A 12,982-nucleotide genomic window follows, 5' to 3' on the forward strand; every position below is an offset into this window, starting at 1 on the left:
CGGTCGGTGCGTCGATGCGCTGCGTGGTGGAGTCAGTCGCGGTGGTGTCGACCGGTGGAGCGCAACGACCGGCGGCCGTTCTCCTGTTCCGGCTCGTTGTCCGACACCGGCTTGCTCAGACCGGCGACCCAGTCGACGAATTCCTCGTCCTGGGACGCCAGCGGCTCCGCTTCATCCGACGTCTTCGGGCTCTCCTCGTCGGCGCGGGACCGGTTACGGCGGAACAGCCCGCCGAGCCGGCCTCGCCGGGAGGGCTGCTCTGCCACCTTCGGCTGCGTCGGTTTTGCCGACGTGGTGTCGGTAGGCGCCACATCGCCGGTGCCGGTGCCGGTGCCGGTGCCGGTGCCGGTGGTGCCGGTGGTGGCGCTGGTGGCGCTGGCGCCGGAGGGAGCGCCCACCGTGCCCGGGAACTCCGGCCGGCTCGGGCGCTCGGCCGGAGCGGGCGTCTCGCCGGCTTCGGTCGGCTCTGTCTGTGCCGTCGAGCTGTCCTGCGAGCCCGCCGATCCGCGGCGCCGAGAGGTGTCGAACGCATTCCAGGTGCCGGCCCGGCTCAGGTCCGGCAACGGTGCCCGATGCCGGGGCCTGGGCGTCGGTCCGGTCGGCTCGTCGGACCTGCTCGGCCGCTCCGATGCCGTTGCCTCCGGCTCGGAGGTCTGCGGCGGCACCGTCCAGGTCGAGGTGACCGGCCAGGCCGACGGCGCGGGCGTCCACTGGAACGTGTCCGGGTCACTGGCGGCGGTGGCCCCGAACGACCCGTCGGTGGGAACGTCCTCGGCGGCGGGCTGCGCGCTGTCGGTGCCACGAGCTCCGGCGATTGCGGAATCGCTGGTCGCGTCGGCCGGTGCTGCCTTGCTGCCCGTGCCGGCCTTCGGAGCGCGCGGGATGGCTTCCGCGCCAACCTGGCCGGCCGTGGTGGTCGGCGCCGCCGCTGCTCGCGTCGCGCCGGTTGCGGTGGTCGGTGCTGGTGTCTCCCCCGTCCCGGTGGTCGGTGCTGGTGTCTCCCCGGTCCCGGTGGTCGGGCTCTGTGCGTCGTCGGTTGCCGTGGTCGAGGACTCCGGGTTGGCGGGCACCTGCGTCGCGCCCGTTTCGGCGGTCGTCGAGGCGGCCGGTGCCCGCTTCGAGCCGGTGGCGGGGGTGGCAGGTGCTCGCTTCGCGCCGGTAGCGGTGGTCCGGGCTGCTGCCGTGTCGGAGGCCGCAGCCGAGGTGACCTCGGCGGTTGCCGAACCGGCACGGGACGTGTCGTCAGTCGCGCCAGAGGCGGTGGTGTCCGGTTTGGCTTTCGACTTACGGCCGCGTCGCGGCTTGATCGTCAGCGGTGCCTCGGGCGTGCCGTGGTCGGCCGTGCCCGCGCTGCTCGCCTCCGTGCTCGTGCCTGACCCCGTGCCCGTTTCCGTCGAGGCCGTGGCGGCGGGACTGGGAGCGGCCGTGACAGTCGGTGCTGTGCTGGTCGCCCCGGTGCCGCTGCCCGTGCTGGTCGGGGCCGTGCTGGTCGCGGCTGCGCTGGTCGCGGCTGCGCTGGTCCGGGCCGTGCTGCCGGTCGCGGGGATGGGCGCGTCCGAGGTGGTCGGAGCGCTGGTCGCGGCCGCGCTGGTCGTGCCGGAACCCGGTGCAGCCGTGCCGCCCGGGATGGCGGCGGACTTGCGGGTGTTGGGTCCACCGGCCGGCCCGCCACTGGTCGCCGTGCTGCTGCTCGTGTCCGTCGCCGTGCTGCCGGTCGGCTCGTCGACCGCTCGGCCGCCCGTCGGGGTCGCGACGTCGGCGCGTCCGGCCGTGGTGGCGGTCGCGGTGGCGTCGGTGACGTTGCTGACGTCGGTGTCGGCCGAGGGCTCGGTCGTGGCCAGGACGTCATCATGGCGCGGGGGCGTCTGCCCTGCGGCGGTGAACTCACCGGTCGGCGCGGTCACCCAGGCCGCGGGCTGAGCCGGGGCGGCGGGAGTCGGGGCGGGAGCCGCAGTGGCGGGAGCCGGACCGTGCTGTCCGCTCGCTGTGGTCTCCGGCCAGTCCCAGTGGGCCGGGACGGTGCGTACGGCATCGGGGTCGCCCGTCGCCCACGAACCCGCAACGACACCGCCAGGCTTCGTGCCGGTGGTCAACTCGGCGCTGGTCGTCTCCGTGTCGGTGTGCTCGGCGCTGCCCTGGTCGTTCGCCGCGCTGTCCCGGTCGTTCGCCGCGCCGGGCAGCGCCGGACCGGCGGGCAGCGGGCGCAGGATGTCGGTGGGCTCGATCGCCTGCGGATCAGCGGTGCGGGTGCCCGTCGGCCAGCGCAGCAGCGCGGCGGCGGCCGCGCCGAGCGCTCCGGCGAGGATCGCGATCAACGAGCCGTAGTAGGGGGCGCTCTGGTAGCGATCCACCGCGTCGCCCGGACCGGCGGTCAGGTAGGCGAACGCCACCAGCACCGGACCGGCCACCCCGGTGGCCCCGCTGACCAGTGGAGCCTGACCCCGCCAGCGAGCCAGCCCGGCGGTCGCCGCGCCGGCCAGCAGTGCCACGATGGGCAGCAGGAGCAGTGCCAGCCGCTGTGCGGCGGCGTCGTCGAGCCAACTCGGCTCCAGTACGCCGAGCCGGACGGTCGGCAGTGGGCCGGCCGTGCCGAGCGACGGTAGGACGGAGATCAGCGCCAGCAGCCAGACCGCGCCGGCCACGGCCGCCATGTTCCATCCCAGCTCGGGCCGGAACAGGACGGCGATCGCCGCGCCCGCACCGATCACCGCACCGACCATGGCGCAGATGCCCACCGCCCAGACCGGGTCGACGGAGATCAGCTCCGCGGCGCGGGCGGGCTGCATGCAGAGCGGGGCGATGACGGTGGCGCCGAGCGCCGCAGCGCCGGCGACAGCCAACTGCCGGCCGGTGCTGGCCGTCGGGGCGTCGCGGCGAGCGAGGCGTCCGGTCAGGACGGCGCCGGCGACGGCTGCGTTCGCGGCGAACCAGCCCACCCAGACGAGCTGGGCCGGCCACTGGTTGACGGTCGTGCCGGTGAATGCGCCGGTCAGGCGGACGATGCCGAAACCGTACGCGACGCCGAGCTGGCCGGCTCCGGCCAGCACGCTCACCCCGAGCGCCGTGAGCAGCAGTCTGCCCCAGGTCCGAAAGGCCATGTCCGGCACGTTACGCACCTGGTACACCCGATCGCCAACGGCGCGCCGCGCGGCACGCCGGTGGCCATCGGCGGGTCTACTTGAGTTCGACCAGCCGGGCCAGGTAAGTCGTATCCCCGACATTGGTCAGCATGTGCACCGCGCCCGGGTCCCGGTAGACGACTCCACCGGTGGGCTCGTCGGCGTCGATCCGGGTGCCGTCGATGGTCTGTACGACGTTCTTGGCGCCCTCGATCGCCACCACCAGGTAGGGGTGGTCGTGCCGGTGCAGCGGTTGCCGCTCGCCCGGCTCGAGGCGGATGTGCCAGACCCGGACCCGGTCGTTCTCGAACACGATCTCCTGACCCACCGGTCCGAGTTCGGTTCCGTCGATCACGTCGGTCATCGTGCTCCGTCCAGTTGGGGCAGCACCTCGGCGGCGATCAGCTCGAGGTGGTCGAGATCATCGAAATCGATCAGGCGCAGGTGGACCCGGGTGGTGCCGATCGCGGCGAACTCGCCGAGGCGCTGGGCGAGCTGCGCGGGGGAGCCGACCACCGGGTCCTCCGGTGGCAGCGCGCTCTTCTCGTGCAGGGGCGCGGCCCGACGCTGGGCCTCCGCGTCGGTCCGGCCGATGGCGACGACGATCCCGGCGGACAGCACCAACGGGGCGCGCCCGGACCCCGTCCGTCCGGTGCGCTCACACGTCTCGCGCACCCGGTCGTACGCCTCGGCGGTGGCGGCCACGGATTTGAACGGCATGTTGAACTCGTCGGCGTACCGGGCGGCCAGTTCGGGTGTGCGCTTGGGGCCACGCCCGCCCACGATGATCGGAGGGCCGGGCACCTGCACCGGCTTGGGCAGGGCGGGAGCGTCCACCAGTCGGTAGTGGTCGCCGGTGAAGCTGTAGGTCTCGCCGGGTGGGGTTCCCCACAGCCCGGTGATCACCTCAAGCTGCTCGGCCAGCCGGTCGAAGCGCTCGCCGACCGCCGGGAACGGGATGCCGTAGGAGGTGTGCTCGCGCTCGTACCAGCCGGCGCCGATGCCGAGGTCGACCCGGCCACCGCTCATCTGGTCGACCTGCGCGACCATCACCGCGAGGGGGCCGGGCAGGCGGAACGTGGCCGACGTCACCAGGGTGCCGAGTCGGATCCGCTCGGTTTCCCGGGCCAGCGCGGCGAGGGTCAGCCAGGCGTCGGTGGGGCCGGGCAGGCCCGGGTCGGCGCCCATCGACTGGTAGTGGTCGGCGCGGAGGAAACCTTCGTAGCCGCAGGCCTCGACCAGCCGGGCGAACCGGAGCTGGGTGTCGTAGCTGGCGCCACGGTTCGGCTCGGTGAAGACCGACACCCGCATGGTCAGTGTCCTTCCGCGCCGACGGTGGCCGGCTGTTCGCGTTCCATCAGCAGTTCGTGCAGGTCGGCGCTGACCTGGGCGACGTCGGCCAGGTGGGCGTTGCGGCCCAGGGTGCGGGGCCGGGGGATGGTCACGTCGACGACCTTGCGGATCCGGCCGGGGCGCGGGCTCAGCACGACCACCCGGTCGGCGAGCAGCACCGCCTCGTCGATCGAGTGGGTGACGAAGACGATGGTCGGCTTGTTCTCCATGTGCACCCGCTGGAGTTCGCCGGCGAGTTCCTCGCGGGTGAGCGCGTCCAGTGCGGAGAACGGCTCGTCCATCAGCATCACCCGGGGCTCACCGATCAACGACCGGCACAGCGACACCCGCTGCTGCATCCCGCCGGAGAGTTCGTGCGGCAGCCGCTTCTCGAAGCCGGCCAACCCGGCCACGTCGAGCAGTTGCCGGGCCCGCTCCCGGTGCTTGGCGCGGCTCCAGCCGAAGATCTCCACCGGCAGCAGGACGTTGTCCAGCACGGTGCGCCAGGGCAGCAGCGCCGGCTTCTGGAACAGCATGGCGATGTCCTGGCGGGGACGGGTGATCGGCGTACCGGCCACGGTGATCTCACCGGCGCTCAGCGGGAGCAGCCCGGCGATCAGCCGCAGCAGTGTGGACTTGCCGCAGCCGGAGCGGCCGAGCACGGCGACGAACTCGCCCTCGGCGACGTCGAGGTTGATGCCGCGCAGCGCCTCCACCCGGCCGGATCGGCCCTCGAAGGTACGGGACACCCCGGACAGTCGGATCATCTCCGGCGTACCTCCGCTGAGTGGACGGTCAGGAATCCGACAAAGGCTAGCCGCCCTGTCGAGGTATGGCACCGGCTGGGGTGGTCGTCAGGTTGTATCCGTTCCGCAACCCGATACGCCTGGCGTCGCAACTGTGGGTTTCTCGTACGCTGTGCCCGCGAAGAGTCCCCCACGACGGCGGCGTCCGGCTTCCACCCCTCCCGCCGGCCCGTCACGACAACCCCCTCCGGTGGCCTGCCGGCCCCGGTCGGAAAGGACATGGTGCACTGATGAGAAGGCTGACCCGTACGGTCGCTACGGCCGCGCTGGCCACCGCCCTCGCCCTTGTCTCCGCCTGCAGCAGCGGGTCGGATTCGGCCGACGATGCCAAGGGCGGCGACGGCAAGACGCTGCAGAAGGTGACCTACCTCACCTCGTTCGGTAACTTCGGCCGTGACTCCTACGCCTGGGTGGCGAAGGACAAGGGCTTCTTCAAGGAAGCTGGCTTCGACGTCGAGATCAAGGCTGGTCAGGGCACCGGTGGCGTGATCCAGACCGTCGTCGGCGGCCAGGCCGACTTCGGCCCGATCGACCTCACCGGCGGCCTGCTCCAGCTCGGCAACGGCCAGGCGAAGGACTTCACCGCGGTGGCCGCGATCCAGCAGCGCACCATGGCGGGCATCGCCACCGTCGAGGGCAAGAACATCAGCTCACCGAAGGACCTGGAGGGCAAGAAGCTCGCCGACACCCCCGGCTCCGTGGTCCGCAACCTGTTCCCGACGTACGCCCGGCTCGCCGGTGTGGACGCGACCAAGGTGACCTGGGTCAACGGTGAGGCGCAGGCGCTGATCGGCACGCTGGCCTCCGGCTCGGTGGACGGCATCGGTCAGTTCGTCGTCGGTCAGCCGACCATTGAGGCGGTGGCCAAGAAGAAGGCCGTCATGCTGCCGTACAGCAACGTGATGCAGGATCTCTACGGCAACGTGCTGATCACCTCCTCGAAGATCGCCAAGGAGAAGCCCGAGATGGTGAAAAAGTTCACCGCGGCGCTGCTCAAGGGCCTGGAGTACAGCCTGGCGAACTCCAAGGAGGCCGCCGACATCCTGAAGAAGAACGTCGACGCCACCAACCCGGTCTCCGCCGCCGCCGAGCTGGAGCTGATGGCCGCGTACGTCCGTTCCGGCAACACCGGCACCGCGATCGGCACCCTGGACAGCGGTCGGGTCGCCAAGAGCATCGCCATCCTGCAGGGCGCCGGCGCGCTGAAGCAGAACATCACCCCCGAGCAGATCATCGACTTCAGCCTCGCGCCGAAGGCCTGATCGTCCGGTCGTCATCAGGGGGTACGTCCCGCCGATCCCGGTGGGGCGTACCCCCGTCGCTCGTCGGCATCCGGCGGGCCGTGGGATTTCGAGGAGGACAGAGATGACCGACGTCCGGTCAGCGGACCCGGCGGTGGCGGAACCCCCGCCCCCGAGTGCCGGCCCCGAGGTGGGGCGCACGGGTCGAGGTGCCGGTCTGCGGGCCGGGGCTGAGGCGGTGCTGCCCGCGGTCGGCATCCTGGTCGCGCTGGCGGCGTGGTGGCTGATCGCCCGGCTGGAGCTGGTCCACCCCGCAGCCCTGCCCCCACCCGGCGACGTGCTCACCGCGTTCGTCGACAAGCCGGCGCAGCTGCTGGAGCACACCTGGGACACCACGCTGGAGATCCTGACCGGGTTCGCCCTCTCGGTGGCCGCCGGTGTGCTGATCGGGCTCTCGCTGGCCAGCTCCCGCACTGTGGAGCGGATGTTCACGCCGCTGCTGGTCGCGGTGAACGCGGTGCCGAAGATCACGCTGGGCCCGCTGCTGGTGGTGGCGCTCGGCTGGGGCCAGAAGCCGATCCTGACCATGGTGTTCCTGCTCTGCTTCTTCCCGATCGTGCTCTCCACCGCGACCGGGTTGACCACCACGCCGGCCGACCTGGCCGAACTGGTGCGTTCCTGGAACGCCTCCCGCTGGCAGGCGTTCCGTAAGGTGCGCTTCCCGGCTGCGCTGCCGCAGATCTTCGTCGGGCTCAAGGTGGCCATGCCACTGGCCGCGATCGGCGCGGTGATCGGTGAGTTCCAGGCCGGCGAGAGCGGCCTCGGCTTCGTCATCACGCAGTATGCCGGCGTCGGCGACACCGCCACCGCCTGGGCGGCGATCATGCTGGTGGCGCTGGTGAGCATCCTGCTCTACTCGGCGCTCCTGCTGATCGAGCGGTTCGCCCTGCCCTGGGTGAGAGAAACCACCAGCAGCCGCTGACCCACCAAGAGCAAGATCAAAGATCAGCACCAAGACACAGATCAAGATCAACACTAAGAAACGCGCAGGGCCGGCCTCCCTCTCAGGAGGCCGGCCCTTTCCATCGACGCGGCTGGCGCAAAGGGTGTGGCCTACCGTGCCCGGCGGAGGGATCAAGCCTGACCGCCCGGAGCCGGGCACGGTAGGCCACACCCCACCCGGCACTCGACGAAGCGCCGGGAAAACCCGCCAGATGAAAGGCCCCAGCGATTACCCCGCCAACCGCCAGCGACCATTGCGGGCGACCAGCGTGGTGAGCGCCTGCGGCATCAGGCCACTGTGGTTGTCCGGCGTCATACGGATCGGCCCGGACAGGCCGTCCATCTGGGACGTTTCGAGCACGTCCCGGAGGCCGTCGCGGTCCACCTTGCCGATCTCACCACCGGCGCGCAGTTCGGCGTCGGCGATCAGCTGGACGGCGTCCGCGGCGAACGACGAGGACCCGTTGTAGCCGCCGAAGCGGGCCGTGTAGTCCTGGAACCACTGCCGCCGCGCCGCCTTGGCCGGGGTGGTCGCGATCACGTCATCGATCACCATGGTCTGCGTGAAGATCAGCGTGGCCTTCTCGGTCGCCTTGGCCGCCGCGCCGAGGAAGAGGTCCCCGGCGGCTGCCGCGTCGAAGTAGATCGACCCACGGAAGACGGTCTGCTGGACGCTGGTCGCGGCCAGTGTCGCCTGCTCCGGCGGGGTCCAGAAGACCATCGCGTCGGGCTTGCCCGACGCGAGCTGCTGAACCTGCTGGCTGACGTCGGTGTCGGTGGTCTTGATCCGCTGCTGTCGGAGCGTGATCCTGGCCTTGTCCAGTTCGTTCTTGAGCGCGGTCGCGCCCTCCTGGCCGTAGTCGTCGTCGCTGACCAGCATCCCCACCTTACGGATGTTGTTGCGGCGCAGTTCGGTGGTCAGTGCGGCGGCGCTGTCCGGGGCGTTGGGGCCCAGCTTGAACACGTAGCGCCGTTCAGCGGCCGGCGCGGCGATCGCGCCGGAAGCGGCTAGCGCAATGGTGGGAATCCGCTTCTCGTTGATGGTCCCGACCGCTCCGACCGCGCATTCGTTGCAGCCGCCCATGATGATGGCGCTGACCTTCGAATCATTGCTGAAGTCGACGATGTTGCGAAGTGACTCGGCCGAGTCGGAACGGTTGTCCTTCACCTTCAGGTCGATCTTCCGGCCGTTCAGTGCTCCGGAGGCGTTCAACTGATCGACCTTGAGTTTGAGGGCTCGCTGGTATGTCCGGCCAACCGTGGCTGCGGCGCCGGAGAGTTCGAGATCGGCAGCGATCACGATCGGACTCGTGTCTTGCTCCGCCTCGCCAAACTGGCAGCCGGTGAGCGTGGTGGCCACTACGGCCGATGCGAGCGCCGCGATGGTCGCGGAGCGGATGGGGCTCAACTCAGTCCTCCAGGTGCGGGCGCGGGCGCTGCCCGGTCACCGCCGCTAATCCGTCCTCAGTGGAGGACGGGATCTCCTCTGCCGTACGGTGTGCGCGAAGCCTGCAAAACCTTGCCAATGGCCGGCGCTGTGGTCAAGCGCGGACCCCGGCAGCATTTTCGGGACGGCCATCCCACATGCTGGGGTAACGCAATGTTTGCAAAAGCTCACTTTGCATACACGCGTGACCACTCTGGAGTTACATGCCCTGTTCAGGGGCTTGCGGAAATGAAGGTATCAGTTGCCCGGATCACGGGATGCGCTCCGTCCGACCGTTTCCTACCTCACTGCGGCTTCCCAAACACGATCATCTCTGATGAAATCGCGGCCGTGCCGCGCGTGGTCCCCTCCGCTTACGGCATGGCTCGGCGGCTCAGGCGGGGAAGAAACGACGGAGGCGATGTCGTGAGCACCGGACCGACGACCCTGCCCGCGCTCGGCGATAGCGGTCGGCCTGCGCGCCGACGGATGCCGAGACTGCGTGACGCCCGGATCCGGTCCAAGTTGGCGTTGATTCTGGTCGTCCCGGTGGCGGCGGTGATCGCGCTGGCCACGGTCCGCCTGATCTCCGTCGGCGAGGGCGCGTTCGACGCCACCCGGGCCCGGTCACTGACGGCCCTCTCCGTCGACGTCAGCGCCCTCACCCAGGACCTCCAGGCCGAACGGATGGCGGCGGCCGCCTACCTCGCCGCTCCGCAGCAGCCGGCCGACGCGTACAACCTGCGGGTCCGCCAGACGCAGCAGCGGGTGGACGAGTACCGCGCCGAGCGGGGCCGGATCGGCGACGTGCCGGCCGCCCTACGGGACCGGCTGGCCGCCATCGACGACCACCTGGCCACCCTGGACGGCACCCGTCAGGAGGTGCTGGACCGCCGGCAGATGGCGGTCGCCGAGGCGGTGCTCCGCTACGGAGTCATCCTCACCGACCTGGTCTCGTACGGTGACGGCCTGGCCCAGCTGCCCGGCGACGAGAGTCTGGCGGACAGCCGCCGCGCGGTCGCCGCCTTCGCCCGCGCCAAGGCTTCCGTCGCCGAGGAAGTGGCCGTCGCCTTCACAGCGCTGACGGCCGGACAGCTCGACTCGGAGCAGTTCTCCTCCTTCGTGGCAACGTTGACCGGTCAGCAGGAGGCCCTGGTCGCCTTCTCGCTGGCCGCCGACCCGGTGCAGCGCGCCCTGGTCGACAGCACCGTCTCCGGCGACGCGGTCGGCCTGGCCGACCGGGTGGCCACCGACATCACCCGCTCGGTCGGGCAGCGCCCGCTGGTCACCGCGCAGGACGCCACCGCGGCGATCGGCGCCGTGAACGACCTGATGCGCTGGGCCGAGATCCAACTGCAGGACCGACTGCTCCAGCAGGCCGACCAGGCCCGCTCGGACGTCATCCGGCAGGCCGTGGTCGAGTCGATCCTGGTGCTGCTGACCCTGATCATCGCCGTGTCGCTGGCCGTGGTGCTGGCCCGCTCGCTCAACCACTCGCTGCGCCGACTGCGCGAGGGCGCTCTCTCCGTGGCCAACCACGACCTGCCCGACGCCGTGCAGCGGCTGCAGAACATGGGCAGCGTGGGTGACGGCGGGGTGGACGAGATCGTCCGCCAGGTCCGGGACCCCATCCAGCTCAACACCCGCGACGAGGTCGGCCAGGTGGCGCTGGCCTTCAACGTCGTACACCGGGAGGCGGTGCGGGTCGCCGCCGAGCAGGCGGCACTGCGTACCAGCGTCTCGGCGATGTTCCTCAACCTGGCCCGCCGTAGTCAGACCCTGGTCGACCGGATGATCGGCGAGCTGGACGCGATCGAGCGCGGCGAGGAGGACCCGAAGCGGCTCGCGCAGCTCTTCGAACTGGACCACCTGGCCACCCGAATGCGCCGCAACGACGAGAACCTGCTCGTCCTGGCCGGCGCCGACTCCGCCGCACCGCGTCACGACGACGCGCTGGTGGTGGACGTGCTGCGCGCCGCCCAGTCCGAGGTGGAGCTCTACAACCGCATCGAGTTCGGCACGGTGGACACCGACATTTCGGTGGCCGCGCACGCGGTCAACGACGTGGTACGCCTCGTCGCCGAGCTGCTCGACAACGCCACCCGATTCTCGCCGCCGAACACCACTGTGGTCGCCGACGGTCGCCGGATCCGCGACTACGTGCTGATCCAGATCGAGGACCGCGGGCTCGGCCTCACCGACGACCAGCTCGACTCGCTCAACCGGCGTCTGGCCGCACCGCCGAGCGTGGACGTCGCCGCGTTCCGACTGATGGGTCTGGCCGTGGTGAGCCGGCTCGCCTCCCGCTACGGCATCCGGGTGGAGTTGCGCCGCAACGTCGAGGGCGGCACCGTCGCCCAGGTGACGTTGCCCGCCGCCACCGTGGTGCTGCCCACCAACCGGGGCCGCGAGCAGGTGCTCACCCGGCCGCGTCAACCGATGGCCGTGGAGCAGGCGCCGCTCACCCCGGCCGGCCACGCCGAGCAGTTCGCCGGTGCCGCCACGACGGCGGCGACGCTGCCCGACCAGTGGCGGACCAGCGCGCCGGCACCCGCCCAGTGGCAGTCGCCGCTGGACTCACGGGACACCACCCCGGCCGTACAGGCGGGTGGCTACACCGGCCCGCGCTCGGCCATGCCACCGGCACCCGCCGCCCCCGCACCCGCCGCCCCGCTTCCGCCGGCCCGGCCGGCCTACAGCAACGGTGCGGGCGCTTCGCTGGGCAGCCCGACAGTGGCCTACCCGACCGTCGACCCGCTGCCTCGGCGTGGCTCCACGCCGGACGCCGCGGACACCGCGGATAGGCGTGGCGCCCAGGGCCTCCCGGTCGGGCCGGTCGCCGGGCCGGGCGCGGTGGCACCGCCGGCCGTTCCGTCGGTGCCCGCCGCACCGGTCAGCACCCGGCCCGACTTCCCGGCCGAGGCTCCGATCTTCCGGGAGATGGAGGCGGTCTGGTTCCGGTCGCACGGCGACGACGCCACCGCGATCTTCACCCGGCCCAACTTCGACGAGCCGCCCGCGCCCGCCACCACCGCAGCGGCCGATGCCGGCCTGCGCACCGGCAACGGCGGCCAGCCGAGCACCGGGTCGGCGCCGGCCGCGTCGCCGGCCCGACCGAAGCTGCCGACCCGTACCCCGGGCAGCTCCGGCACCGACGGGACGGCCACCCCGGGCGCCGGCGGCCTCGGCGCGACCATGGACGGGTTCGGGGCACGGCCGTCGGCGCCGCCGACGTACGCCCCGCCCCCGGCCGCCCGAACGGCTCCGGCCGCACCCGCACCCGCCCCCGACCCGGGGGCATGGCGTACGGCGGCGGACGAGGGCTGGTCCCGGGCCAGCCGGGCTGCCGAGCCGGCTCCCGCCGGGACCACCCGCTCCGGGTTGCCCAAGCGGGTGCCGCAGCAACAGCTCGTGCCGGGTGGCATCGAGCCGAAGAGCGGCCGGGACCGCAGCCGGCGGACCCCTGATGAAGTACGTGGTCTGCTGTCGGCCTACCACCGCGGTGTGCAGCGCGGTCGGACGGCCGGAACGGACCTGAACAGCACCTCGACCAAGGAGAGCCGATGAACAGGCCAGCTGCCATGCAGGACATGGGTTGGCTGCTCACCAACTTCGCCGACAGCGTGGCGGGCATCGCCCACGTGGTGGCGGTGTCCGCAGACGGGCTGCTGCTCGCGTCCTCCCGGGATTTGCCGGGGGACCGGGCGGACCAGCTCGCCGCGATCACCTCCGGGGTGGTGAGCCTGACCGAGGGCGCGGCCCGGATGTTCAGCGCGGGCGGGGTGTTGCAGACAGTCATCGAGATGGACAGCGGGTATCTCTTCCTGATGTCGATCAGCGACGGCTCCTCGATGGCCGTGCTGGCCGCGCGCAGCTGCGACGTGGGCCAGGTGGGCTACGAGATGGCGCTGCTGGTCGAGCGGGTGGGTGCCGCGCTGGTGCCGCTGCCGCGCGACGCGGTGCGCTCCTAGCACCGGAAGGCGGCGCTCGTTCCGAGCGCCGGACCAGGGACGAGAGGCGGCACAATCCGGCTTCTCAGGGGACGAGGAGGTGATC

General features: G+C 71.6%; 9 protein-coding genes. 4 read left to right on the plus strand and 5 right to left on the minus strand.

The features are described 5' to 3' along the window. Window positions 1-32: 32 nt before the first annotated feature. The 4 genes from ACIA47_RS14130 to ACIA47_RS14145 form a co-directional block, all read right to left on the minus strand. On the minus strand, window positions 33-3,098 hold the full coding sequence (locus ACIA47_RS14130; RefSeq protein ID WP_396707988.1) for a hypothetical protein: 3,066 nt from the start codon (window positions 3,096-3,098) through the stop codon (window positions 33-35). A gap of 76 nt (window positions 3,099-3,174) precedes the next feature. After that, window positions 3,175-3,483 (minus strand): cupin, encoded by a 309-nt coding sequence (locus ACIA47_RS14135; protein ID WP_088987605.1) that lies wholly within the window; start codon window positions 3,481-3,483, stop codon window positions 3,175-3,177. Beyond that, window positions 3,480-4,430, minus strand: a complete 951-nt coding sequence (locus ACIA47_RS14140) for an LLM class F420-dependent oxidoreductase (protein WP_396707990.1) — start codon at window positions 4,428-4,430, stop codon at window positions 3,480-3,482. Before ACIA47_RS14140 ends, ACIA47_RS14135 begins: the two co-directional genes overlap by 4 nt. Before the next feature lie 2 nt (window positions 4,431-4,432). Continuing rightward, on the minus strand, window positions 4,433-5,218 hold the full coding sequence (locus ACIA47_RS14145; protein ID WP_396707992.1) for an ABC transporter ATP-binding protein: 786 nt from the start codon (window positions 5,216-5,218) through the stop codon (window positions 4,433-4,435). A gap of 269 nt (window positions 5,219-5,487) precedes the next feature. Between ACIA47_RS14145 and ACIA47_RS14150 the strand changes: the two genes are divergently transcribed. Together ACIA47_RS14150 and ACIA47_RS14155 are read left to right on the plus strand one after the other, a co-directional pair. Further along, complete coding sequence (locus ACIA47_RS14150) at window positions 5,488-6,519, plus strand: ABC transporter substrate-binding protein (protein ID WP_396707994.1); 1,032 nt, start codon at window positions 5,488-5,490, stop codon at window positions 6,517-6,519. 103 nt (window positions 6,520-6,622) lie between these two features. Further along, a complete protein-coding gene (locus tag ACIA47_RS14155; RefSeq protein ID WP_396707996.1) occupies window positions 6,623-7,480 on the plus strand; it encodes an ABC transporter permease in 858 nt (285 codons plus the stop codon). 249 nt (window positions 7,481-7,729) lie between these two features. On the opposite strand, the gene ACIA47_RS14160 is transcribed toward ACIA47_RS14155, so the two are convergent. Then, window positions 7,730-8,899, minus strand: coding sequence for an ABC transporter substrate-binding protein (locus tag ACIA47_RS14160; protein ID WP_396708243.1), 1,170 nt, complete (start codon window positions 8,897-8,899; stop codon window positions 7,730-7,732). A 453-nt stretch (window positions 8,900-9,352) separates the two neighbouring features. Here ACIA47_RS14160 and ACIA47_RS14165 point away from each other — a divergent pair, with 453 nt between their 5' ends. After that, window positions 9,353-12,493 carry a nitrate- and nitrite sensing domain-containing protein gene (locus ACIA47_RS14165; protein WP_396707998.1) on the plus strand — a complete coding sequence of 1,047 codons (3,141 nt, stop codon included), beginning with the start codon at window positions 9,353-9,355 and terminating at the stop codon, window positions 12,491-12,493. Continuing rightward, on the plus strand, window positions 12,490-12,897 hold the full coding sequence (locus ACIA47_RS14170) for a roadblock/LC7 domain-containing protein (RefSeq protein ID WP_007465177.1): 408 nt from the start codon (window positions 12,490-12,492) through the stop codon (window positions 12,895-12,897). The genes ACIA47_RS14165 and ACIA47_RS14170 overlap by 4 nt, the downstream gene beginning before the upstream one ends. The last annotated feature ends 85 nt before the right edge of the window (window positions 12,898-12,982 follow it).

Origin of the sequence: Micromonospora sp. NPDC051227, from assembly GCF_044455385.1 — a bacterium.
GTDB lineage: Bacteria > Actinomycetota > Actinomycetes > Mycobacteriales > Micromonosporaceae > Micromonospora.